Source organism: Onishia niordana (genome assembly GCF_004798965.1).
In the GTDB taxonomy this organism is placed as follows: Bacteria; Pseudomonadota; Gammaproteobacteria; order Pseudomonadales; family Halomonadaceae; genus Onishia; species Onishia niordana.
In genome coordinates this window covers 504,803-526,618 of sequence record NZ_SDSD01000002.1, presented here as the reverse complement: position 1 = coordinate 526,618, position 21,816 = coordinate 504,803, and the positions used below count along the sequence as shown (strand labels likewise).

General features: G+C 63.1%; 21 protein-coding genes. 12 read left to right on the top strand and 9 right to left on the bottom strand.

Features of this window, described 5'->3' with window-relative positions:
• Positions 1-25: 25 nt before the first annotated feature.
• The 3 genes from ETC27_RS06395 to ETC27_RS06385 all read left to right on the top strand — a co-directional run bounded on the left by ETC27_RS06395 (position 26) and on the right by ETC27_RS06385 (position 2,157).
• On the top strand, positions 26-301 hold the full coding sequence (locus ETC27_RS06395; protein ID WP_136254150.1) for a hypothetical protein: 276 nt from the start codon (positions 26-28) through the stop codon (positions 299-301).
• Positions 302-493: 192 nt separating this feature from the next.
• On the top strand, positions 494-1,159 hold the full coding sequence (locus tag ETC27_RS06390; RefSeq protein WP_240724824.1) for a DUF1007 family protein: 666 nt from the start codon (positions 494-496) through the stop codon (positions 1,157-1,159).
• Positions 1,147-2,157, top strand: a complete 1,011-nt coding sequence (locus ETC27_RS06385; protein ID WP_240724823.1) for a nickel/cobalt transporter — start codon at positions 1,147-1,149, stop codon at positions 2,155-2,157. Before ETC27_RS06390 ends, ETC27_RS06385 begins: the two co-directional genes overlap by 13 nt.
• A gap of 31 nt (positions 2,158-2,188) precedes the next feature.
• Here the strand turns inward: ETC27_RS06385 and ETC27_RS06380 are convergent, their stop codons facing one another.
• Positions 2,189-2,611 carry an HIT domain-containing protein gene (locus ETC27_RS06380; protein WP_136254149.1) on the bottom strand — a complete coding sequence of 141 codons (423 nt, stop codon included), beginning with the start codon at positions 2,609-2,611 and terminating at the stop codon, positions 2,189-2,191.
• Between the two features lie 39 nt (positions 2,612-2,650).
• Complete coding sequence (locus ETC27_RS06375) at positions 2,651-3,451, bottom strand: helix-turn-helix transcriptional regulator (protein WP_136254148.1); 801 nt, start codon at positions 3,449-3,451, stop codon at positions 2,651-2,653.
• A gap of 120 nt (positions 3,452-3,571) precedes the next feature.
• Here ETC27_RS06375 and lhpI point away from each other — a divergent pair, with 120 nt between their 5' ends.
• The 6 genes from lhpI to ETC27_RS06345 all read left to right on the top strand — a co-directional run bounded on the left by lhpI (position 3,572) and on the right by ETC27_RS06345 (position 12,498).
• Positions 3,572-4,534 (top strand): bifunctional Delta(1)-pyrroline-2-carboxylate/Delta(1)-piperideine-2-carboxylate reductase, encoded by a 963-nt coding sequence (gene lhpI / locus ETC27_RS06370; RefSeq protein WP_136254147.1) that lies wholly within the window; start codon positions 3,572-3,574, stop codon positions 4,532-4,534.
• An 88-nt stretch (positions 4,535-4,622) separates the two neighbouring features.
• On the top strand, positions 4,623-6,086 hold the full coding sequence (gene nhaC, locus ETC27_RS06365; RefSeq protein ID WP_240724822.1) for a Na+/H+ antiporter NhaC: 1,464 nt from the start codon (positions 4,623-4,625) through the stop codon (positions 6,084-6,086).
• Complete coding sequence (locus ETC27_RS06360) at positions 6,083-7,372, top strand: FAD-dependent oxidoreductase (protein WP_136254146.1); 1,290 nt, start codon at positions 6,083-6,085, stop codon at positions 7,370-7,372. The genes nhaC and ETC27_RS06360 overlap by 4 nt, the downstream gene beginning before the upstream one ends.
• A 179-nt stretch (positions 7,373-7,551) precedes the next feature.
• A complete protein-coding gene (putA, locus tag ETC27_RS06355; RefSeq protein ID WP_136254145.1) occupies positions 7,552-11,217 on the top strand; it encodes a bifunctional proline dehydrogenase/L-glutamate gamma-semialdehyde dehydrogenase PutA in 3,666 nt (1,221 codons plus the stop codon).
• A gap of 299 nt (positions 11,218-11,516) precedes the next feature.
• The gene (locus ETC27_RS06350) at positions 11,517-12,275 is read left to right on the top strand and encodes a sulfite exporter TauE/SafE family protein (protein ID WP_136254144.1); all 759 of its coding nucleotides are present in this window, start codon (positions 11,517-11,519) and stop codon (positions 12,273-12,275) included.
• Positions 12,276-12,363: 88 nt separating this feature from the next.
• Positions 12,364-12,498 (top strand): entericidin A/B family lipoprotein, encoded by a 135-nt coding sequence (locus ETC27_RS06345; RefSeq protein ID WP_136254143.1) that lies wholly within the window; start codon positions 12,364-12,366, stop codon positions 12,496-12,498.
• A gap of 119 nt (positions 12,499-12,617) precedes the next feature.
• Here ETC27_RS06345 and ETC27_RS06340 read toward each other — a convergent pair whose 3' ends face one another.
• The 6 genes from ETC27_RS06340 to ETC27_RS06315 form a co-directional block, all read right to left on the bottom strand.
• Complete coding sequence (locus ETC27_RS06340; RefSeq protein WP_240724832.1) at positions 12,618-13,121, bottom strand: acyl-CoA thioesterase; 504 nt, start codon at positions 13,119-13,121, stop codon at positions 12,618-12,620.
• Between the two features lie 203 nt (positions 13,122-13,324).
• Positions 13,325-14,635, bottom strand: a complete 1,311-nt coding sequence (locus tag ETC27_RS06335; RefSeq protein WP_136254142.1) for a short-chain fatty acid transporter — start codon at positions 14,633-14,635, stop codon at positions 13,325-13,327.
• Between the two features lie 72 nt (positions 14,636-14,707).
• Positions 14,708-16,042 (bottom strand): MATE family efflux transporter, encoded by a 1,335-nt coding sequence (locus tag ETC27_RS06330; RefSeq protein ID WP_136254141.1) that lies wholly within the window; start codon positions 16,040-16,042, stop codon positions 14,708-14,710.
• A 222-nt stretch (positions 16,043-16,264) separates the two neighbouring features.
• Positions 16,265-16,513: a YfhL family 4Fe-4S dicluster ferredoxin gene (locus tag ETC27_RS06325; protein ID WP_136254140.1), complete on the bottom strand. Its 249-nt coding sequence runs from the start codon at positions 16,511-16,513 to the stop codon at positions 16,265-16,267.
• A 66-nt stretch (positions 16,514-16,579) separates the two neighbouring features.
• A complete protein-coding gene (coaD, locus tag ETC27_RS06320; protein WP_136254139.1) occupies positions 16,580-17,059 on the bottom strand; it encodes a pantetheine-phosphate adenylyltransferase in 480 nt (159 codons plus the stop codon).
• Between the two features lie 7 nt (positions 17,060-17,066).
• Positions 17,067-18,968 carry a beta-ketoacyl synthase gene (locus ETC27_RS06315; RefSeq protein ID WP_136254227.1) on the bottom strand — a complete coding sequence of 634 codons (1,902 nt, stop codon included), beginning with the start codon at positions 18,966-18,968 and terminating at the stop codon, positions 17,067-17,069.
• A 242-nt stretch (positions 18,969-19,210) separates the two neighbouring features.
• Here ETC27_RS06315 and trmB point away from each other — a divergent pair, with 242 nt between their 5' ends.
• Positions 19,211-19,897, top strand: a complete 687-nt coding sequence (gene trmB, locus ETC27_RS06310; protein ID WP_136254138.1) for a tRNA (guanine(46)-N(7))-methyltransferase TrmB — start codon at positions 19,211-19,213, stop codon at positions 19,895-19,897.
• A 13-nt stretch (positions 19,898-19,910) separates the two neighbouring features.
• Here the strand turns inward: trmB and ETC27_RS06305 are convergent, their stop codons facing one another.
• Positions 19,911-20,804 (bottom strand): LysR family transcriptional regulator, encoded by an 894-nt coding sequence (locus ETC27_RS06305; RefSeq protein ID WP_136254137.1) that lies wholly within the window; start codon positions 20,802-20,804, stop codon positions 19,911-19,913.
• A 147-nt stretch (positions 20,805-20,951) separates the two neighbouring features.
• On the opposite strand from ETC27_RS06305, the gene ETC27_RS06300 reads away from it, so the two are divergent.
• The gene (locus ETC27_RS06300; RefSeq protein ID WP_306462160.1) at positions 20,952-21,401 is read left to right on the top strand and encodes a PACE efflux transporter; all 450 of its coding nucleotides are present in this window, start codon (positions 20,952-20,954) and stop codon (positions 21,399-21,401) included.
• The gene (locus tag ETC27_RS06295) at positions 21,398-21,727 is read left to right on the top strand and encodes a DMT family transporter (protein ID WP_136254135.1); all 330 of its coding nucleotides are present in this window, start codon (positions 21,398-21,400) and stop codon (positions 21,725-21,727) included. The genes ETC27_RS06300 and ETC27_RS06295 overlap by 4 nt, the downstream gene beginning before the upstream one ends.
• Positions 21,728-21,816 lie beyond the last annotated feature (89 nt).

Genomic DNA, 21,816 nt, shown 5'->3' with positions numbered 1-21,816 from the left:
TGAAAAGCCGCAGCCTCGAGAGGTGATGGTGGCCGTCGAACCCCGGCAGGTGCTGTCTGAAGGACTTCAGGTGTTGCTCGACCGGGGCTTCGTGATTCGCCACGCCGACCTGGATCTCGGTCGACTGGATGCCGTACTTGCCACCTGGCCAGGCTATCGTCTGCGCCTATATGCCCTATCCGCGTCAGAGGGCAAAACCCGTCTCTCGCTCAGTGGCTACCGCGCTCGTCAGCCGCTGGCGGCCGAAAGCCTCGATACGCTGCTGGCCGAGTTGCAGGCGAGGCTATCGACAAATCAATGAACCCTGGCAGGTTGACGCCATCTCTTCCGGCTTCAGACTGGGCCGAAAGGCGTCGCTACCTGTGATGATGATTCTCTCGGTTGCTACGGCGGCAAGCCCTGACGCCTCCCCCAGGGCTTGCCGGGCAATTTGATGGTTGCCTGGTGCCGCTTGCTCCTTGATCCTTGCCTCTCCACGTTGCGGAGACCCCAAGTGAATAGAATATCCCTTCTCGGCCTTGTGCTGATGGTGTTGCTGCTCGGCTCGGCTGGCGTCGCGCATGCCCATCCTCATGGCTGGGTCGATCTTGGTATGACGGTGCAATTCGACGACCGAGGCCGCGTCACGGCGCTACAGCAGCGCTGGCGAATGGATCCCTTTTACAGCCTGGTCGTGATGGAAGAGTTGGCCGCCGAGGAAAGCGCCGACAGCATGGAGGAGCGCCTGGATCTTTTGGGCCTGGAAATCCGCGATAACCTCGCCACCCGTGAGTATTTCACCGAGATCGACCACGGCGGTCGCCCTGTTGCGGTGGGGGAAGTCGAGGACTACAGCATCAGGCGGCAGGGCGGCCGGCTGGTCTTCAGTTTCCTGCTGCCGTTGGAGAAACCGCTGGCGCTGGCTGATACGCCGTTGCGTTATCAGGTCTTCGACCCGAGTTACTATATCGAGGTGGTGCACGAAGCCGAGGACGAGACGCCGCGGGCCGATGCCCTGACATTGCGCGGCGCGGGCGAGGCGTGTCATGCGCAGATCATCGCGGCCGATCCGGACCCGGCCAAGGTGGCGAGGGCCGCCCAGCTGGATGTCGACGAGAGCGCGGAGCCGGGCCTGGGGCGCTTCTTCGCCGAAACCGGGGAGGTGGTATGCGAGGCTTGATCATGCGCGCCCCGACGCGGTCGGCCCTTATGGGGATCAGCGTGGTGCTGATGTGTTTTGTCGTCCTGGGCGTCTGGGTGGGACAGGGCGGCGTGCAGGCGCTATCGCTCGACATCGTCAGCTGGCAGCGGGACCTGCATCGCCAGCTGACACTTGCCATTACCGCGCTTTCCGGGTCGCCATCGCCGGCTACCTGGGCGGGGTTGCTCGGTGTGAGCTTTGGCTACGGGGTCTTTCATGCGGCGGGGCCTGGCCATGGCAAGGCGGTGCTCAGCACCTACCTGGTGTCGCAGGGCGGGGCCTGGGGGCGGGCGCTTTCGCTTTCCGCGGCCGCCTCGTTACTTCAGGGCGTGGTCGCCATCCTGCTGGTCGCGGTGTTGGTGCACGGGCTTGGCTGGCTGACCCGCCAGGCAATGGGCTCGGTGGCCTGGGTGGAGCAGTTAAGCTTCCTGATGGTCACCGTTCTCGGGTTGTGGCTGTGCCTGAACGCGGTTCGGCGGCTGTGGCGCGCCAGAGCGGGCCATGAGTCGACTCACGCTTCGGCCGACCCACACGTTCATCATCACGATGGCTGCGGCTGCGGTCATGAGCATCACCTGTCCCCTGAGCGAGTGGGTGATTGGCGCACCGCGCTTGCCACAGTCGTGGCGATCGGCATTCGTCCCTGCAGTGGCGGGGTGCTGCTGTTGGGCGCGGCGTCTCTGCTCGGGCAGTTCTGGGTCGGTGTGGCGGCGGTCATGGTGATGGCCGCCGGCACGGCGCTCGCGGTGTCCGGCCTGGCGGTAGCCAGTGTGATGGCGCGTGGCTGGGCCGAGCGGCGCCTGTCCCGCCAATCGCAGCATAAGCTGAGTCCTCGCCTTGCCTGGGCGTCGCTTTTAGGCGGTCTGGTGATCAGTGCGCTTGGCGTGTCACTGATGATCACCGGCGGTACCGATCCCGATGGCGCACCGCTGCTCGACCGCCCCGCCCCTGAAGCGTCCTCGCCCTTTGGCGGATGACCCCGGCTCAGGGGATAACGCTTGAGGGAGCTCAGTTGAGGCCGCTTGTCTCGAGGCAGCGCGTCATACAATCCCGCATCGCCGTTTCCTGCGCGGTGTCATAGGCAACAGCGCGGCCTTGTCCCCACACCGGCCCCGGCCAGGCGTCATCGCCCTGATGACGCACGATCACGTGCAGATGCAGCTGAGGCACCATGTTGCCAAGCGTCGCGAGGTTGAGCTTGTCGCCTTGCTTGGCCGCCATCAGTGCCTGGCCCAATGCCGTGGCCTCTTTCCAGAGTTGCGCCTGATCATCCGCCGAGAGTTCATAGACCTCGCGGATGCCGGCTCGCCTGGGGATCAGTACCAGCCAGGAATAGCGGGCGTCGTTCATCAGTCGTACCTGGCACAAGGGCAGGTCGGTGACATGAAGGGTGTCGGCATCCAGGCGGGGGTGCAGGGAAAAGTCGCTCATGGCTTTCTCGTCGTCGAAGGGGGATAGGGCGATATCGTATCAGCTGGCATGGCCCTGGCGACGCACCTGGCTTGGCGACTGGCCAGTCGCCCGGCGGAAGGCGCGAGAGAAGCTCGAGGCCTCGGCGAACCCCAGATCGAGAGCGATCTCGCCCACGGGGCGTTGGCTATGACATAGCCAGTGGCTAGCCCAGCCCAGTCGCCGGTTCATCACGTACTGCTGCGGCGTGATGCCGAACTGGCGCTGACACAGCAGATGCAGCTGGCTCTGGCCGAGGTGCAAGGCCTCGGCCACCGCTTGGTTGTCGGGTGGCCAGGCCAAGCGCTCGTCGATGAAGGCGTTGAGGGCTTCGGCGCACAGACGCCCCTGACGAAGTGGCTGACTGTCGCCCTGAAGCAGTAGTTGACTGCATTGGCCCACGAAGAGCACGGCCAGTTGTTGGTTGATCAGGATGCGCTGCTCGGGGGTATGCGCAAGCCTCAGTTGGCCAGTGGCGAACTCCACCATGGGCAATAGAGTGGGGGGCAGGTTCAGCGTCCGGGGCTCGGCAAACAGCGATTCGCGAAGCTCCAGGGCACAGCTCTTCTCCAGCGAGTTTAGGCAGGGGTCATCGGTGTCGAGGTCGATGACCAGTACCTCGCTGTCCTCACCCCGGCCCAGGTAGAGATGGCGTTCATGGGTGGGGAGGATGGCCGCCTGGCCAAGCACCAGCCGCTCGCTTCCCCGGCTGAACTCATAGTCCATGGCGCCACGCCATCCAAGCATCAGCTGGGGATGGTCGTGACAGTGCTCGCCGGAGCTTTGGGCAACTCGATTGCAGCGGGCTTGGGTGTGTGACATGGCTTTTTCTCCGGGCCGCGGTGATTGCGGAGCCTGAAACAACGAGTGCGGAGACAGGGTCAAGCGCCGGCGGCGGACGCCCCATAGACTGAATTTGGGCACAGTTCAAATGAGGTTGACATGTATCTTGACGCCGAACAAGTCACTACCCGCCTGCCCTGGAGGGCACTGGTAGAGGCACTGGACGACATCTTTACTCGCACCGTGCATTCGCCGGTACGTCACCACCATCACCTGCAGGTGCCCGGCGACCCGGATGCGACCCTGCTGCTGATGCCGGCCTGGATCGAGGGGCAATACCTCGGGGTCAAGCAGGTCAATGTCTTTCCCGGCAACAGCGACCGCGGTATGCCCGGTCTCAGCGGCCATTACCTTCTGAGCTCTGCGCGCACCGGCCAGCATCTGGCGCAATTCGACGCCAATGAGTTGACTTCGCGTCGCACGGCGGCCGCCTCGGCGCTGGCCGCTCGCTATCTGGCTCGCGAGGACGCCAGCGAGCTGCTGATGGTCGGTGCCGGGCGCATGGCGCGCCGCTTGGTCCCGGCACATCAGTCTATGAGTCCCATCCAGCGGGTGCGTATCTGGGACATTCGCGAGGCCTCGGCCCAGGCCCTGGCGAAAGAGCTTCGCGACGAGGGGATCAATGCCGAGGCGGTGCCGGCGGATGGCCTGGCCGACGCTGCCGGGCGCGCCGACATCATCAGCTGCGCCACCCTGAGTCGCGAGCCCTTGATCAAGGGGGAGTGGCTGACGCCGGGTACCCACCTGGATCTAGTGGGCAGCTTCACGCCCTTTATGCGCGAGGCCGATGATGAGGTGATGCGACGCGGGTCGGTCTTCGTCGATACCCGCGAGGGCGCGATGAGCGAGACCGGAGACCTGATCGATCCGCTGAAGGCCGGCGTGATCGGCGAAGATGACATCCTCGCCGACTTCCCCGATATGTGCGGCAAACGCCATGCCGGCCGCTCTGATCTCCCCGATCCCGAGCAGGCCATCACCGTGTTCAAGTCCGTGGGGGCCTCGGTAGAGGACCTGGCGGCGGCCATCCTGGCCTATGAGCGCTGCAGCGAAACGCGCTGAGTAGACGGCGAGGCATCCCCTCGCCATCCCCGACTCCTATGACACAACGACAACAGGGTGGGCCTGAGCCTGCCCAGGAGTGCAATACATGAAGACGTATCAGGAACCGATCATTCCGATGCCAGGGCTACCCCTAGCCTTGATCCCCATTGTGTTGACCATCGCGCTGCTTGGCGTGCAGATCTTCTACTACGATGATTTTACCCCGCACATCCCTCTGGCCATTGGCTTCGGCATCACCGCGCTGGTCGGCTGGCTGCAGGGCTATCGCTGGAAGGATATCGAATCCGGCGCTTTCCAGGTCCTTCACGTGGCCATGCCCTCCATCGCCACCCTGATCATCGTCGGCATGCTGGTCGGCACCTGGATCGCCAGCGGCACGGTACCGATGCTGATCTACCTGGGGCTCGATATGATCGACCCGAGCTGGTTCCTGGCCGCGGCCATGCTGATGTGCTCGATGGTTTCGCTGTCCATCGGCTCTTCCTGGACCACCGTCGGTACCGTGGGCCTGGCGCTGATCGGCATCGGTGATGCCTTCGGCGTGCCCATCTACTGGACCGCCGGTGCCGTGGTCTCCGGTGCCTTCTTCGGCGACAAGATCTCGCCGCTGTCCGATACTACCAACCTCACGCCCGCGGTCACCGAGACCAACATCTTCGACCACATCCGTTACATGCTGCCCACCACCGTGCCAGCGATGCTGATCGCCCTGGCGATCTACCTGTTCGTCGGTGGTGCCGATGCCGGGGCTGACGCCTCTCTCGAACGTATCGTGCAGATCAAGCAGGGGCTCGCCGACAACTTCACGATGGGCGTGTGGCAACTGCTGCCGCTGGTAGTGGTCATCGGCCTGGCCTTCTTCAAGGTGGCGCCGATCCCCGCGCTTTTCACCGGGGTAATGCTCGGCGGTATCGTGGCCATCCTCGACCAGGGAGCGACCATCCACGGTGCGCTGACCTTCGCCCACAGCGGCTACGTTATCGACACCGGGACCGCGACTCTGGACAGCCTACTCAACCGTGGTGGCGTCACTTCGATGACCTGGGTGGTGACGCTGATGATGTTCGCCCTGGCCTTTGGTGGCGCCCTGGAGCGTACCCGCTGCCTCGAGGCGATCGTCACCGCCATCATGTCGAAGCTGAAGAGCTTTCGCGGCCTGCAGACCAGCGCCATCTTGACCTCCATCGCCACCAATGTGGTCTCAGGTGACGTCTACTTGTCGATCGCCCTGCCAGGACGCATGTATAAGCCGGCCTACGACAAGATGGGCTACTCGCGGCTCAACTTGGCTCGAGCCATCGAAGAAGGCGGCACGCTGGTTTCGCCGCTGGTGCCCTGGAATGCGGGGGGTGCCTTCGTGATGGGCGCGCTGGGTCTGACCGTGACCGCCGGTGATTTCACCCAGCTTCTTTATATTCCCCTCGCCTTTGCCTGCTGGTTGTCGCCCTTGATTGGCATCTTCTATGCTCAAATGGGCTGGTTCTCCCGTCGGGCTGAAGAGGAGGTTGAGGCTCCCTCATCCATACCGGTATCCGAGGGTAAGGAATGACACGAGCTTCACAGGCAAGCGAGCGCCGGGAAACGGCGCTCGTGGTAGGCGCCGGGGTGGTGGGCATGACCGTCGCCCTAGCCTTGCAGCGCAAGGGTTTTGCAGTGACGGTCGTTGATCGCCAGGCGCCTGGTGAGGGCGCTTCCTTCGGCAACGCGGGCTTCCTCGCTGTTGAACTGATCGATCCACTCGCCACGCCGGCGATGTTACGCAAGGTCCCGCGGCTGTTGCTCGATCCGCATGGCGCGGCGGCGTTGCCGCCGCGCTACCTGCCGCGGCTGCTGCCTTGGCTGATCCGCTTCGTGGCCGCCGCCAAGTCCGCCCGGGTCCGCCATGGGCGTGAGGCCCTGGCGGCGCTCAATGCCGAATCCCTTAAGGCCTGGCAGCGTTGTCTGGCCGATATCGGTGCCGACGATGAACTGCTGGCCTCCGGCTACCTGCTGGTCTGGGAGTCCCCAGAGGGAATGGCCCAGGCCCGGGCCCATGCCGAACACCTGCGGCACTGGGGCATTGAGGCGACGCTGCTCGATGCTGATGAGATCCGCGCGCGGGAGCCGGGACTCGGTGACACGATCTCGCACGGCTTGTGGTTTCCCAATGCGCACCAGATGCGAGATCCCTTCGTCCTGGTGCAACGCCTGGCCAAGGCCTTCGAGGCCCGGGGTGGGGGCATTCAGCTTGCTGAGGTCAATGCCCTCGAACCACGGGAGATGGGCCTGCAGCAGGTGCAGACCGAGCATGGTCCCCTGGAGGCGGATCACGTCGTGGTGGCGGCGGGCGCCTGGTCGCATAAGCTCCTCAAGGGGGTCGGCCTCGACGTGCCCCTGGAGACCGAGCGCGGTTATCACCTGACGTTGCCTCGGCGTCAGCTGGCGCTCAAGCAGCCGGTAGGATCGGCCGAGCGTCGCTTCGTGATGACGCCCATGCGTTGCGGCCTGAGAATTGTCGGCTTCACCGAGCTCGGTGGCCTGTCACTGGCGCCGATCAAGCGCCGCTATCGCTCGCTGCGCCGCCATGGAGCGGCCCTGCTGGCCGATGAATCGGGTCTGGATGCCAGCGCTGAAGAGTGGATGGGATTTCGTCCAACGCTTCCCGACTCCCTGCCAGTGATCGATTCTCACCCACGCGTTGCGTCGCTGCACTTTGCCTTTGGCCACCAGCACCTGGGGCTCACCCAGGCGGCGATTACCGCCGAGCTATTGGCGGCGAGGGTGGTCGGAGAAAAGCCCGCCATGGATATATCTGCCTATCGGGTGACCCGCTTCTCTCGATGTTGCGTGGATTAGGTTCATTGGCCTTTTGCCTGGATTAGGCCGTAACCTAGTCAATAGACATTGCCTCGCACAGGGGGAGATGATGTGTGCAACCCGATCGGGAGGCCTACGCTATTAAATGGCCTTTTGAAGAATGATAATAATTAACCTGGTGCATCTCTTTGCGCTGCGGTTGTTATGGGAGATCGATGATGAATGAAGTGACAACGCCCCAAGATGGAGCCGTGAGCGAGTTGCGCACACGTATCCGTACCCACTATGCGGCCGATGAGGCGGCGGTGCTGAAGGGGCTGGTCGAGCGAATCAAGCTGTCGGAAGCGGAGCGTCGCCAGGTTGCCGACGTCGGCGCCAACTACGTGGACCGGGTTCGTAAGGAAACATCTCCCTCGATGATGGAGTCGTTTCTCGCCGAATACGGGCTCTCGACCGAAGAGGGCGTGGGCTTGATGTGTCTGGCCGAGGCGCTGCTGCGCGTGCCCGACGCGGAAACCATCGACGATCTGATTTACGACAAGATCGAGCCGTCCGACTGGGGCGCTCACCTGGGCAAATCTTCTTCATCAATGGTCAACGCGTCTACCTGGGCGCTGATGCTGACCGGCAAGGTACTGGACAACGATCCCAAAGGCCCGGTACGGGCGCTGCGTAGCCTGGTGCGACGGATGGGCGAGCCGGTGGTGCGTACCGCCGTGGGTCAATCGATGAAGATCCTTGGCCGCCAGTTCGTGCTGGGCCAGACCATTGAGGAGGGCATGAAGAATGCCCGCGAGCTCGAGAAGCAAGGCTATACCTACTCCTACGATATGCTGGGTGAAGCGGCGCGCACCGACGAAGACGCGGTGCGCTATTACGATGCCTATGCCAATGCCATCGCGGCGATTGCCCAGCAGGCCAAGGGTGATGTGCGCGGTAGCCCCGGCATCTCGGTGAAGCTCTCGGCACTGCATCCGCGCTACGAATATACCCACCGTGAAACGGTGATGGCCGAGCTCGTGCCGCGTGCCAAGAAGCTGGTCAAGCAGGCGGCCAAAGCCAATATCGGTTTCAATATCGACGCCGAAGAGCAAGACCGGCTGGACCTGTCGCTCGACGTGATCGAGGAGCTGATGTCCGATCCCAGCCTCGATGGATGGGATGGCTTCGGGGTCGTGGTGCAGGCCTATGGGCGCCGTGCCGCGCCGGTGGTCGAGGCCCTCTATGAGATGGCGGAGCGCTACGATCGCAAGATCATGGTGCGCTTGGTCAAGGGCGCCTACTGGGATACCGAGATCAAGCTGGCTCAGGAACTGGGCGTCGATACCTTCCCGGTCTTCACCCGCAAGGTGAACACCGATGTCAGCTACATGGCCTGCGCGCAACTGTTGCTCGATCGTCGTGATCGTATCTATCCGCAGTTTGCCACGCACAACGCGCATACCTGTGCCGCCATCGTCGCCATGGCCGGTGATGACAAGGACTCCTACGAGTTCCAGCGTCTGCACGGCATGGGCGAGTCGCTGCACCATATCGTCAAGGAGTCTGAGGGCACACATTGCCGCATCTATGCCCCGGTGGGTGCGCACCGAGACCTGCTGGCCTATCTGGTCCGCCGTCTGCTGGAGAATGGGGCGAACTCCTCCTTCGTCAACCAAGTCGTGGATGAATCAATTCCCGCCAGCGAGGTATCGAGCGACCCCCTTGCCGAGATGGAGAGCCTGGGTGAGACCATCGCTAGTCCGTCGATTCGCCAGCCAGGTGAGCTCTTCTCGCCCGAGCGCAAGAACTCGCGTGGTTTCCGTATCAACGAACCGGCCTCCATTCTGTCCTTGGTGTCTGGCCGCAAGGCGTTCGCTGACGCGACCTGGACCGCCGCGCCGATGCTGGCTGGCAGCCCGGCGCCGAAGGGAGAAGCCCGCGATGCGGTGTCTCCTGCCGACCCCTCCCGCGTGGTTGGCAAGGTGCATGAAGCGACCGCTGATGAGGTGGCAACGGCACTTGATGCCGCCGAGGAAGGCTTCCGCGATTGGTCGGCCCGGCCGGCGGCTGAGCGCGCCCAGGTGCTGCGTCGCACGGCTGATCTCTACGAAGAAAATTTCGCCGAGCTGACCGTCATCACGACGCGTGAAGCAGGCAAGATGATCTTCGATGGTATCGCCGAGGTGCGCGAGGCGGTCGATTTCCTTCGCTACTACGCGAATGAATGCGAGCGGCTGGAGGTGGAAGAGCCAGGCAGCGCTCGCGGTCTCTTCGTCTGCATCAGCCCCTGGAACTTCCCGCTGGCCATCTTTACCGGCCAGATCGCGGCGGCACTGTCGGCAGGCAACGCGGTACTCGCCAAGCCCGCCGAGCAGACGCCTCTGATCGCTGCCCGTGCGGTCGAGCTGATGCGCGAGGCTGGCTTGCCGGAGGCCGCGTTGCAGCTGTTGCCGGGTGACGGCCCGACGGTCGGTGGGCCGCTGACCAGCGATTCGCGGCTCGCTGGCGTCTGTTTTACCGGTTCGACCGAGGTGGCCCAGATCATCCACAAGGCCTTGGTGCAGAACGCGGGACCGGATGCGGTGCTGATCGCGGAGACCGGTGGCCTGAATGCCATGATCGTGGATTCGACGGCCCTGACCGAACAGGCGGTGCGCGACATCCTGATTTCATCCTTCCAGTCGGCTGGCCAACGCTGCTCGGCGCTGCGCATGCTCTATGTGCAGGAAGAAGCGCGAGAGCGTTTGCTGACGATGCTGGATGGCGCCATGGATGCGCTGGTCGTCGGCGATCCGTGGAATATCGATACCGATGTGTCGCCGGTGATCGATGCTGATGCCAAGGCCGAGATCGGCGGTTATCTGGATGCCCAGGAAAAGGCCGGCAAGGTGCTGAAGAAGCTGCCTGTCCCCAGTGATGGCAGCTACGTCAGCCCGGCCGTGGTCGAAGTCGGCGGCATCGAGGATCTCGAGCGTGAGATCTTCGGTCCGATCCTGCATGTGGCCACCTTCAAGGCGCGGGATATCGATAAGGTGGTCGATTCGATCAACGATCGGGGATACGGGCTGACCTTCGGCCTGCATACCCGGATCGACGATCGCGTTCAGCAGATTGTCGAGCGCATCCATGTCGGCAACGTCTACGTCAACCGCAACCAGATCGGTGCCATCGTGGGTTCTCAGCCCTTCGGGGGCGAGGGCCTCTCGGGGACCGGTCCCAAGGCTGGCGGTCCGCAGTATGTCGCGCGCTTTAGGCGGACCGCTTCCGCGGAGAGCCACGACGCGCCTAAAGGCGAGGCTCTGTCACTTAAAAAACTGCAGTCGGCCATCGATGGCCTGGATGCGCGCAATTGGTCGATGCGAACCAACCGGGTCGAGGTCCTGCGTAAGGCGCTATCCGGCAAGAGCGGGGTGATTCGCAAGGCGCTTGCCGAGACGGCGGCGCTGGACATGACCCCGCAGACCCTTCCGGGGCCGACGGGCGAAAGCAACCGGCTGGCCATGTATCCCAAGGGCCCGGTGCTGTGCCTTGGACCGACCCTCGACATCGCTGTCGCTCAAGCCGTTCAGGCACTGGGTGTGGGCTGTCCTGCGGTGATTGTTGCGGCCGGTGCAGAACAGGCCATTCAACCGCTGAAAGCGGCTGGGGTGCCAGTGACGGCGCTGGAAGGCTGCATCGAGGCCAAGGCGCTCAGTGAGCTCAACGGCATTGCCGCCGTGGCCGCGACCGGTGCCAGCGAATGGACGCGCGAGCTGCGGCTTGCACTGGCTGAGCGTGATGGGGCCATCGTCTCGCTCGAAACCCAGACCATCTCGCCGGAACGTTACGTGGTGGAGCGTCATCTGTGCATCGACACCACGGCGGCAGGTGGGAATGCCAGCCTGCTGGCAACGGCCGAATAGCACCCTGGGCGGGGCGGCTCTCGGCAGTCGCCCTGATCCCTTTTCCTTTCGTTTTACCTTCTGAAACCTCCCGTCTAGCCAATGGCTCGCGGGAGGTTTCTTTTTGCTTATGCTTTGATGACTATGGCGGCGGTGAACAGGCGTCGGCCTGTTGTCTCAGCGCCGTGGTCGCTGCCTGGCGCGATACGCTCCTGTCGTATCCATGCCATTATCCGCCATCGGCTTTCTCATATGGGCTAACTGACTGGCCTGGTGGGCGATGCTTCTCATTATTTCTGGACGTCACAACGGAGCGTGACATGACGGTATACCCAAGCTTTCTCGACGCCTTGGCCTTGATAGCGTTTGGCGGTCTTGCGGGTTTTATCAATGTGCTCTCGGCGGGCGGGTCGATGCTGACGCTGCCGCTATTGATGTTTCTGGGGTTGCCGCCCCAGGCGGCCAACGCGACCAACCGCGTGTCGATTGTCTTCCAGAGCATCTCGGCGGTAGGCAATTTCAGGCGTGCCGGAGCGAGTCAGGTGGGGCTCAGCTTACGGCTGGCGGTCCCGGCGGTAGCGGGCTCAATGTTTGGCGTGTGGCTGGCGCTTCTGGTCAGCGATGCGCTCTTCGAGGCGGTACTGGTCACGGTGATGGCGGCCAGTGCCCTGATGATGCTGTTGCCTCAGCCGGCACTCGAGACCCGCTCTCTGACCCGCGAGCGCCTGACGCCTGTCGTCTATCTGGCGATGTTTGCAATCGGTGTATACGGCGGCTTTATCCAGGTCGGCGTGGGGGTGTTGTTCATTGTCGTCCTCTACCGGCTCTTGAAGATCGACCTGACTCAGGTCAACGTCTTCAAGGTCTTCATCATTCTGATCTACACCCTGCCGGCGCTGGCGATGTTCGTGTATCACGACCAGGTGCGCTGGAGCTATGGCTTGCTGCTTGCGGTGGGCAGCATGAGCGGTGCCTGGTTGGCGGTGAAAGTCAACATGGGGCCGCGTGGTGCGCTCTGGGTACGCTGGCTAACGCTTGTAATGATTGCGGCGATCATCGTGCGCCTGGTGATGAGCTAGCCTTGGCGTGGAGCGCCTGCTGAAAAGAGTGCTAATGTAGTAGCGAAAGCGTGCGAATTTAACGATGCCAACCGATGAGGACACCACCATGACACGATTGATTGCCCTGACACTGTTGACCCTCTTCACAGTGTCCCTGCTGGCCGGTTGTAACACCATGCGCGGTGCCGGTGAAGACATTCAACAGGGCGGCCAGGCGATCGAGGACGCGGCTGAAGGCTAGGGCGCATCGAACGCGGAAACAGCCACGACGGCTCGCTTAGCAAGGGCGTCATGGTTCGCGAAGACGAGCGGGGGCAGGCCATTGGCCTGCCCCCGTTGATTTGCGATCGACACAACACATCACCTGGATGACTGGCGAGAGGCTTCCAGGGCGGCCTTGCGCTCGGCGTGATGGCTTTCCTGCGTCTGGCGGGCTTCTTCCTCGGCCTGCTTACGCAGCTTCTTGCGCAGCGCGGCCTTCTCGAAGCGCAGTTGCTGAAGCGGCGTTTCCAGCGGCAGCGGTGGCACTTCGGCGGGCTGGCCGTCACCATCGACGGCGACCATGGTCAGGTAGCAGCTGTTGGTGTGGCGAATCAGACGCTCCTGAATCGATTCGGCCACCACCTTGATGCCAACTTCCATCGAGGAGCGGCCAACGTGGTTGACCGACGCCAGGAAGGTGACCAGTTCGCCGACGTGGATCGGCTGGGAAAATTTCACCTGATCGACCGACAGGGTCACCACATAGTGGCCGGAATAGCGGCTGGCACAGGCGTAGGCGACCTCGTCGAGCTTCTTGAGGATAGCGCCGCCATGCACCTTGCCGCTGAAGTTGGCCATATCGGGGGTCATCAGCACGGTCATCGAAAGCTCGTGCTGGCGGGGCAGGTCGTCTTGACTCACTGAGGGCTCCAGGGGATGGAAGGGCAGAATGATCGTTATTCGTGCCCTCATCATAGCGTGTTGCCCCTGGGCAGAGGTAGCTAGCGAGGTAGGTAACGAGGTAGTTAGCCCTCATGGGAGCTAGCCATGAGGGCGTAGGCGGTACCTATTGAACTGGTGTGTGCCTATAGATACGTCAGACCCAGCGCGATGATGGCACCGCTAATGAGCAACTGGACCAGGCAATAGCCCATGATGTCCTTGGCCTTGAGCCCCGCGATGGCCAGCACCGGTAGCGCCCAGAAGGGTTGCAGCAGGTTGGTCCAGGCATCGCCCCAGGCAACCGCCATGGCGATGCGCGGCACGTCGGCCCCCAGTGCCGCCGCTGCCGGCAGCATCACCGGTGCCTGAACCGCCCACTGACCGCCGCCGGAAGGCACAAAGAGGTTGACCACGCCGGCGCTGATGAATGACCAGAAGGGCAGTGTTTCGGCGCTGGCAAAAGAGACAAAGGCCTCCGACAGGCTCTGAGCCAGCCCCGATTGCACCATGATCGCCATGATGCCGGCATAGAAGGGGAACTGGATGACGATGCCGGCACCGCCCTTGATGGCCTCCTGCAGGCTGGCCAGAAGCCGCCGCGGCGTGCGGTGCAGCACAATGGCCAGGAACAGGAACAGGAAGTTGATGACGTTGAGGTTGAGGCCGCCATCTCGCAGCACGAAGTGATCGAGCAGGAACAGCAAGCCAGGAATGCCGACCAGCCAGGCCAGGGCGCGGCTGTTTTCCAGGTGCTCGGCCGGGCGAGTGATACGCACCCGGGGCTCCTGATCTTCTTCCAGCAGGGCGGGGTCGACATAGACGCTTTCGTCTTCGCTTGGCAGCATCAACCGGTTGACCAGCGGCACACTGACCAGCAGTACGGCGACGATCGTCATGTTGAACCAGGAGAAGATGGTCTCGGAAGTAGAAACCACGCCGATCTGCTCGACGGTGAAGTGGCCGTCCGTTGCGATGGTCAGTGGGATCGAACCGGCGAGCCCCGCATGCCAGATCAGAAAGCCCGAATAGGCACTGGCGACCAGCAGCCGGTAGTCGACGCGCACCTGGCGAGCCAGCTCCTTGGCGAAAAGCGCCCCTACCACCAGGCCAAAGCCCCAGTTGATCCAGCTGGCCACAAGCGAGACCACCGTCACCAGGACGATGGCGCCGCCGGCGTTCCTGGCCTTGCCAGCAAGCCCGGACAGGGCACGTTTGACCGGTGGCGTATTGGCGAGCATGAAGCCGGTGATCAGTACCAGCAGCATCTGCATCGAGAAGGTCAGCAGGTTCCAGAAGCCGTCGCCCCAGAAGCGCAGCACTTCAAGCGGCGTCTGACGCTCTACCGCGATGGCCGCCACGGCGGCAACCAGCGTCAGCAGCAGCACGAAGATATACGGATCCGGCAGGTAGCGTTCGACCAGCTTGACCGCTGGCCGCGAGATAAACTTGAGCATGAGCATGGTCTTCTTGTGAGTACGAAAAAGTAGGTAAGCCTCACCAAGGTATCGGATTAGACGATGATGTGGCTATCGACCATGGTCTCTCCCGCTGACCCAGACATGGCGCCGATAATGCAGGTAATAGGCGCCTAATGTTGCCGAGCGCACCAGCATGAAACTGCTGAAGGCGAACCATAGCCCGTGGTTGCCGAGCGGTTGGGTCAGCCACCACACCGGCAGGTAGACAGCGAGCCCGGCGAAGATGCTATTGCGCATCTCACGGGTGGCGGTGGCGCCAATGAAGACACCGTCTAACAGATAGCTCCAGACCGCGAGCAGTGGCATCAGCACCATCCAGGGCAAGTAGCTGGCGGCCGTCTGGCGTACCTCGGGCAGATCGGTGAGCAGGGCGATCAACGCCTCGCCACCCAGCGCGAAGGCCAGCATGGCGGCGGCGGCGATGGCCAGTGAAAAACGCCCGGCGCTGCGCACCGAGGCCGCAAACTCATCCCAGCGCGCCCGCCCCACCGCACGCCCGGTCAGCGCCTCGGCGGCATGAGCGAAGCCGTCCAGGCCGTAAGAGATCAGCATGATGAACTGCAAAAGCACCGCGTTGGCGGCCAGCACCGTATCGCCCTGGCTGGCGCCCTGGGCGGTGAAGAAGGCCATGGCGAACAGAAGCCCCAGGGTGCGCAGGAAGAGTTGAGCGTTGACCGCGAACAGCGCCTGATAGGCCTTGAGGGTGAATAGCCGCGCTCGGTCGAGGTAGCCGCCCAGGGTCACGAGTTGACGGCGCACCAGCCACAGACCCATGACAAGCGCCGTGTAGTCGGCGATCACCGTCGCCCAGGCCACGCCATCGCTGGTCATGCCAAGGCCCACCACGAACCACAGGTCCAGGACGATATTCACGCTGTTGGTCACTACCATCAGGATCAGGGTGACGCGCGAATTCTGCTGACCGAGGAACCAGCCGAGGATCGCATAATTGGCCAGTACCGCGGGAGCGGACAGAATGCGGATGCCGGCATACTCTCTGGCCAGCTCGGTGGCCTGTGCGCTGCCATCGAGCAGCCTGAGCCCCAGTTCGACCAGCGGCGTAGAGAGCAGGATCAGCCCCGCGCCGATCAGCCCCGCCATCACCAGTGACTGACCGAGCAGGGTACGGACATCGGTGTCGTTTTCGCGGCCGACCGCCTGGGAGGTCAGGCCGGTAGTGCCCATGCGCAGGAAGCCAAAGCCCCAGTAGAGAAAGCCAAAAAGCGTTGCCCCAAGCGTCACTGCCGCCAGGTAGCGGGAGTCCGGCAGGTGGCCGACGACCGCGGTATCAACGAGCCCCAGCAGTGGCACGGTGATGTTGGAGAGAATGATCGGCCAGGCCAGCGGCCAGATGCGCGGGGCTTTAGAGCGTGAAGGGGGCAAGCCATTTCCTCGATTGAATCCATGGGCCGGCAGGGTAGCGCACGCTTTCTGCTGATACAGCCCGTGGTGGTTTCGTGTTGTCTGGGGTGTTGCCCAAGCAAGTGCCGTTACGCGCTATGGACAGCCTAAGGTTGCTGTCAGTCTGGCGATTATCGATAGCCAGAGACGCAAACGCCCCGCAAGGCGGGGCGAGAGGCGATGTTGCGGGGCGCTCAGGGGAAATCAGGCGGCCGTGATGGCGTGATACTTGTCCATCAGTTGATCGCGGGTTTCCTCGCGCTCCGGGTCCAGCGGGATGCAGTCGACCGGACAGACCTGCTGACACTGGGGCTCATCGAAGTGGCCGACGCACTCGGTGCACAGGGCGGGGTCGATGACGTAGATTTCTTCCCCCGGCGAGATAGCGCCGTTGGGGCATTCGGGTTCGCAGACGTCGCAGTTGATGCACTCGTCGGTGATCATCAGGGACATAGGGTTACTCCAGGAAAGGGGCTGCTCGATCAGGAGCGCGGGCCGGCTAATATCCGAGTAAAATACTCAGACATTATAACGAGCATTCAAGGCGTCGACGACCCTTGGATGAACCAGCTTGGAGATATCTCCCCCGAGCTTGGCGACCTCGCGGACCATGGTCGAGGAAATATAGGAGTTCTCGAGCGCCGGGGTCAGGAAGACGCTCTCCACATCCGGCGACATGGCGCGGTTCATGTTGGCGAGTTGCAACTCGTACTCGAAGTCCGAGACGGCGCGCAGCCCGCGCAGGATGATGCGCGCCTTTCGATCGGCCAGGAATTCGGTCAAAAGCCCAGAGAAGCCCGTGACCTCGACATTGGGCAGCTTTGACACCACTTCCTGTGCCAGCGCCACCCGGGTATCCAGGTCCAGCGCTGGTTGCTTGCCCGGGCTTGCGGCGATGGCAATGATCACCTTGTCGAACATCCTGGCACCGCGCTCGATCAGGTCGAAGTGACCATTGGTGATGGGGTCAAAGGTACCGGGATAGACCACGATGTTCATAACGCGCCTACTTGTCGTCCGAATGGGCGTTGCCGTCGAGAGAACCGAAGGGATTGTCGACGGCCAGAGAGACCGGCTGAGCATAGCCGGGGATGCCGATGTGATCGGCTTCCACCGAGAGTTCGGGGCCTTCCAGCACGCCTTGCCCGAAGCGATAGAGTGCCTGGAATCTGCCCTGCTCAGCGTTTGCCTCGTAGCGCTGTGAGCTCTCGAGGATGGCGGTGCGGCGGTCTTTCCAGGCATCGACTGCGGCTTGGCCATGGCGCTGGACCAGCAGCCGCTCGGTGGCCTTTGGTGACAGCACCAGGCCTGTCGCGTTGTTGCCGCCGAAGCCCTTGGCATTGATGAAGGCGGCATCGGCGTCAAAGGCCTGCGGTTCGGCGAAGAACTTCAGACGCTCGGCGTGAACATCATCGGCCACGGCATCAAGTGTCGGAATGCCGGGTAGCCAGCCGTGGGCGAAACTGCCCAGGGCACTTGCCATCTGGTCACCGGCGGCGCTGCCCTGCGAGTGGCCAACGTAGGCCTTGACCGCGACCACCGGCCAGGAGGTGATGCCATTGGCTGAAGCCACCTGATCAAAGACATGCGACTCGGTAATGCGATTCTTCGGGGTGCTGGTGCCATGCGCATGCAGGAAGGTGCGGTTGCGCAGGGCATCTTCACCGAGGATATTTTTCGCCAGGCTGACGGCCTTGCCAAGGGTGATGTAGTTGCCGATGCCGGGTGCCGAAATCGAACGTTTCCAGCCATCGGCGTTGACGAAGACGCCCGGCACGCTGCCCAGCACCTGAGCGCCGGTTTCCATGGCCAGGCTGTCGTCCATCAGCAGCACGAACTGGCTGGCTTCCGCGATGGTAAAGCCGCAGTTGCGGGCGAAGGGCCGGCAGGCGCGCTGGTAGTCGGCATCGGTGAGCAGGGTCAGGGCATCCAGTGCCTTGAGGCTGTCATCGTCGGCAAGCGCGCCCATGGTGCGGAACCCCTCGATGACCTCGGGCGTGATCGGCGCATCGGAGGTACCGACCATGACGACCCGGCGGCGGCCGCTGGCGATTTCCTCGACACCTTGGCGCAGGTTATAGAGGAAGGTCGCGCAGGCGCCCTGAATGGCGCCGGTAGCGCCGACGCTGCCGAGCACATAGGCGTTGAGGAAGTCGGCCGGCATCTGGCCATAACCTAGCGGCATCTGCTTGGAGGTGGCGCGATTGCCCGAGACATAGCTCTTCAGCAGGCCACCCCAGCCGGCATCGTCTAGCTGGCCGATGGAATTGCCGGCATAGACGGCGATCGCATCCGGGTCGAGCCGGTCGCGCAGGGTTTCCCAGTCGAGGCCACTCTGACCAAGACAGTCCGAGGCACCGAAGATCGCCATCGACAGGCCGCGAGGATGGTGGACGCTGCGATAAAGGCTGTTCGGCTCGAACCCGCTGGGCAACTGGCCGGCGGCGCGCACCTGGGCGCTGCGGCGCTCGGGAAGCATGACGTCGAATGGGCCAGGCGGTACCGTCACTTCGACGTGGCGACGATCAATATCGCGCACCTGCCAGGTGTCGGGCAGTTGATCGGGCAGTTGACGTCGACGTATCTGGAAGGTGAGCGGCGCGTCGAGGGACAACTGGGCCTGGCGATTGGCCGGGATGCCATCGGCCCCGAAGTCCGGGTCTTCGATACGACGAATCAGGGTATGATCGAGGATCTGTTGCTGGTAGCGGGCGACAATCTCATCGGCCTGAAGCGGTTGGCCGCTGGCGTCTTTCCAGGCAGCAGTGCCGTCGGTATCTACCAGACGCATCATTGCTGCCAGACCGATCAGGGTGCTGGCCTGGGTGTCTGCGTCGAGGGCCGAGAGGACCGTGCGCCGAAACGCCTGATGGCCCGAGGTTCTGCCGGCAGCATTCACTCCCCCCATGCCGACGATCACCGGTAACTGTGACAAGCCGCTTACCTCATTGTGCTGGTGGCGCCTGGGCGCTGATGTTTCCTTCATTTAACGCTCATAATATCACCGCGGCTGCTACCCCGTCATGCGGGCCGTCGCCCTGCAGGTGCTGGTTTTCATCTTCTGGCAACGAACATGTGTTTGAATCTGCGCCCGGTCGGCCGGCCCTGATAGAATGGGCCTTCTTTTTCTATCCCGGCCGCCGGATGCCCATGCACGACAACTCCCGAGCTATCGTTACCAATCAGTCTGGACCTCATCAGGATCTCGCCCGTCGCGTCGCTCGCGCCCTAGAGCACCCCCTGAAGAAGCCGGTCGCCGACCACACCCGCCTTGCCTTTGCAGAGGCTGAGGCATGGCGGTCGGCGCGAGATCAACCGCTGATTCTTGATGCGGGCTGTGGCGTCGGACTCTCGACGCGTCATCTGGCCACTCAGTTCCCTGATCATGCCGTTATAGGCATCGACCGCAGCGCTGACCGCCTGTCTCGTGAGCATGGCGAACTGCCGGGTAATGCCCTGCTGGTGCGCGCCGATCTGGTGGACTTCTGGCGTCTGGCGTTGGCGGCGGGCTGGCAGCCGGCGCGTCATTACCTGCTTTATCCGAATCCTTACCCCAAGGCGTCTCTCCTCAAGATGCGCTGGCATGGCCATCCGGTGTTTCCGGCCATTCTGGCTCTCGGCGGGAGGCTCGAGCTGCGCTCCAACTGGCGCCTCTACGTCGAGGAGTTTGCGCTGGCCACCGAGCAGGCCATCGGTAAACCGTTGCAGGTCGAGGCCCATTGGCCGAATGACGACTTTTTGACGCCCTTCGAGCGCAAGTACCACGGCAGTGGTCAGTCGCTGTGGCGGTTGACGGTCGACTTGCCATCGGCGCCTGACCTGTTGCCCGTGCCCTGACGCCTCGGTGACCTCAGCGCTCTCCGCGGCCGTGGAAGCCCTTGCCAAGCGACCGGCGTAGCCAGTGGGCCACCGGGCCTTGAGCGCTATCGCGGCGGGCGATCATCTCGACCTCGATGCGCGGCGCTACGCCGAGGGCGTCACCGCTTAGTATGCTCAGGTGATCGCGAAAGGGCGGGTAGTTGGCGATATGCTGCGGCACCAGTGCCCAGCCCAGGCCTCGAGTGGCCAGTTCAGCCATCGAGTAGAAACTGTTCAGCCGCCAGAAGCGGGCACTGGTGACATCTCCCATTGCGCTGCCGGTGCGGGAGGCGATCACCAGCTGGCGATGGCTGGCCAGATCGGTAAGGTTCGCATCGGGCAGGCTGGCCAGTGGATGATCTCGAGAGACGACGACCAGCTGCTCCAGGTGGGCGATGCGCTGTCCTTCTAATAGCGGTCCGCGGGCCTGCTGGCTTAGCAGGATACCGATATCGGCGGTGCGATCCTCGACCCAGCCGGCAATGTCTCCCTGGGCACCATAGAGCAGTGTCAGCTGCAGCGCCGGGTAGCGATGCGCCAGGGCTTCCAGGGTGGCATCGACCGGCGGCATTTCCACTAGCGCCTCGTCGATGGCCATGACCAGTCGTGCTTCCTCGCCCTCGGCGATGGCCCGGGCACGGGCATCCAGCCGCTGGCATTGATGCAGCACCGCGCGCGCCTCGTGAAGCAGCGCGTCTCCGGCCGGCGTCAGCTGTGGCAGCCGGCCCTGGCGGTCGAAGAGCGTGCAGCCCAGATCGTCTTCCAGGTGACCGATGGCGGTGCTGATCGCTGATTGGGCACGCCCCAGCCGTCGCGCTGCGGCGGAAAACGAGCCCTGCTCGGCGGCGGCGATCAGGCATTCCAGCTGATCCAGGGTCCAGCGCATTGATGTCTCCTGTAAGGCTCGTCAAAGGCCGAGCGATTCTCTGACCTATCAGAATATCAGATGGAACCTAACTGGATGCTATCTCTCTAGCGGCTAGAATAGCCCTCACCATCAGGGCATTGGCCTGTTCGTGAACCGTTTCGCTGTATGGAAGGTGGAGGCTATGGAGAGGAAAACATGCGCTCGATAAAGGAACGGCTTATGCACAGCGCCCTTTTCGAGGCCGGCGGTCTGCTCATGGTCACGCCGCTTGCCAACATGCTCAGCGGCCATGGCATGGGCAAGTTGGGTGTCTTGGGCGGGGCTCTCGCCACTCTGGCCATGGGCTGGAACCTGGTCTGGAATCGGTTCTTCGATCATTGGGTGCCAAGCCGACGGCGCAGCTTTGTTCAGCGCCTCGCCCAGGCGCTGGGTTTCGAGACGGGGCTTGTCGTGCTGAGTCTGCCCTGGGTGGCCTGGTGGCTTGATATTGGCCTCCTTGAGGCCCTGTGGCTAGATATCGGCTTCGTCCTCTTCTTCCTGGTCTATGGCCTGATCTTCAATACATTATTTGACCGTGTGATGCGCCGTCGACTGGCGCAGGGAGATACCTCATGACCTACGTGTTCCTGGCGCTTGCGATCATCGCCGAAGTGGTAGCGACCAGCGCCCTCAAGGCATCCGATGAGTTTTCCCGGCTGTGGCCGAGCGTGCTGGTGGTGGTCTGTTACGGGCTCGCCTTCTACCTGCTGTCGCTTGCCTTGCGCACCCTGCCGGTGGGCATCGCCTATGCCTTCTGGGCCGGGCTTGGCATCGTGCTGGTGACCCTGATCGGTATCGTGGTCTATGGGGAGCGTCCGGATCTGCCGGCGATCCTCGGGCTTGGCATGATCGTTGGCGGCGTGGTGGTGATTCAGGTATTTTCCAGCGTGGCTTCTCATTGAGTTAAGCCTGATTCCTGACCGGGATGCGGTTGTTATAGACCGCGACCGGGCTGGTCGAGCCCCAACTCTGTCTCCTTGTGAGGCGTGTC

What these genes read in the sequence shown, in the direction of transcription:
- ETC27_RS06385 (WP_240724823.1), top strand. Translation starts at nt 1,147, where the DNA reads ATGCGAGGCTTGATCATGCGCGCCCCGACGCGGTCGGCCCTTATGGGG.
- coaD (WP_136254139.1), bottom strand. Translation starts at nt 17,059, where the DNA reads ATGAACATCGTGGTCTATCCCGGTACCTTTGACCCCATCACCAATGGT.
- nhaC (WP_240724822.1), top strand. Translation starts at nt 4,623, where the DNA reads ATGAAGACGTATCAGGAACCGATCATTCCGATGCCAGGGCTACCCCTA.
- ETC27_RS06305 (WP_136254137.1), bottom strand. Translation starts at nt 20,804, where the DNA reads ATGCGCTGGACCCTGGATCAGCTGGAATGCCTGATCGCCGCCGCCGAG.
- ETC27_RS06395 (WP_136254150.1), top strand. Translation starts at nt 26, where the DNA reads ATGGTGGCCGTCGAACCCCGGCAGGTGCTGTCTGAAGGACTTCAGGTG.
- ETC27_RS06340 (WP_240724832.1), bottom strand. Translation starts at nt 13,121, where the DNA reads ATGACCGTGCTGATGACCCCCGATATGGCCAACTTCAGCGGCAAGGTG.
- ETC27_RS06380 (WP_136254149.1), bottom strand. Translation starts at nt 2,611, where the DNA reads ATGAGCGACTTTTCCCTGCACCCCCGCCTGGATGCCGACACCCTTCAT.
- ETC27_RS06345 (WP_136254143.1), top strand. Translation starts at nt 12,364, where the DNA reads ATGACACGATTGATTGCCCTGACACTGTTGACCCTCTTCACAGTGTCC.
- ETC27_RS06335 (WP_136254142.1), bottom strand. Translation starts at nt 14,635, where the DNA reads ATGCTCAAGTTTATCTCGCGGCCAGCGGTCAAGCTGGTCGAACGCTAC.
- ETC27_RS06360 (WP_136254146.1), top strand. Translation starts at nt 6,083, where the DNA reads ATGACACGAGCTTCACAGGCAAGCGAGCGCCGGGAAACGGCGCTCGTG.
- lhpI (WP_136254147.1), top strand. Translation starts at nt 3,572, where the DNA reads ATGTATCTTGACGCCGAACAAGTCACTACCCGCCTGCCCTGGAGGGCA.
- putA (WP_136254145.1), top strand. Translation starts at nt 7,552, where the DNA reads ATGAATGAAGTGACAACGCCCCAAGATGGAGCCGTGAGCGAGTTGCGC.
- ETC27_RS06295 (WP_136254135.1), top strand. Translation starts at nt 21,398, where the DNA reads ATGACCTACGTGTTCCTGGCGCTTGCGATCATCGCCGAAGTGGTAGCG.
- ETC27_RS06315 (WP_136254227.1), bottom strand. Translation starts at nt 18,968, where the DNA reads ATGGGGGGAGTGAATGCTGCCGGCAGAACCTCGGGCCATCAGGCGTTT.
- trmB (WP_136254138.1), top strand. Translation starts at nt 19,211, where the DNA reads ATGCACGACAACTCCCGAGCTATCGTTACCAATCAGTCTGGACCTCAT.
- ETC27_RS06300 (WP_306462160.1), top strand. Translation starts at nt 20,952, where the DNA reads ATGGAAGGTGGAGGCTATGGAGAGGAAAACATGCGCTCGATAAAGGAA.
- ETC27_RS06375 (WP_136254148.1), bottom strand. Translation starts at nt 3,451, where the DNA reads ATGTCACACACCCAAGCCCGCTGCAATCGAGTTGCCCAAAGCTCCGGC.
- ETC27_RS06350 (WP_136254144.1), top strand. Translation starts at nt 11,517, where the DNA reads ATGACGGTATACCCAAGCTTTCTCGACGCCTTGGCCTTGATAGCGTTT.
- ETC27_RS06325 (WP_136254140.1), bottom strand. Translation starts at nt 16,513, where the DNA reads ATGTCCCTGATGATCACCGACGAGTGCATCAACTGCGACGTCTGCGAA.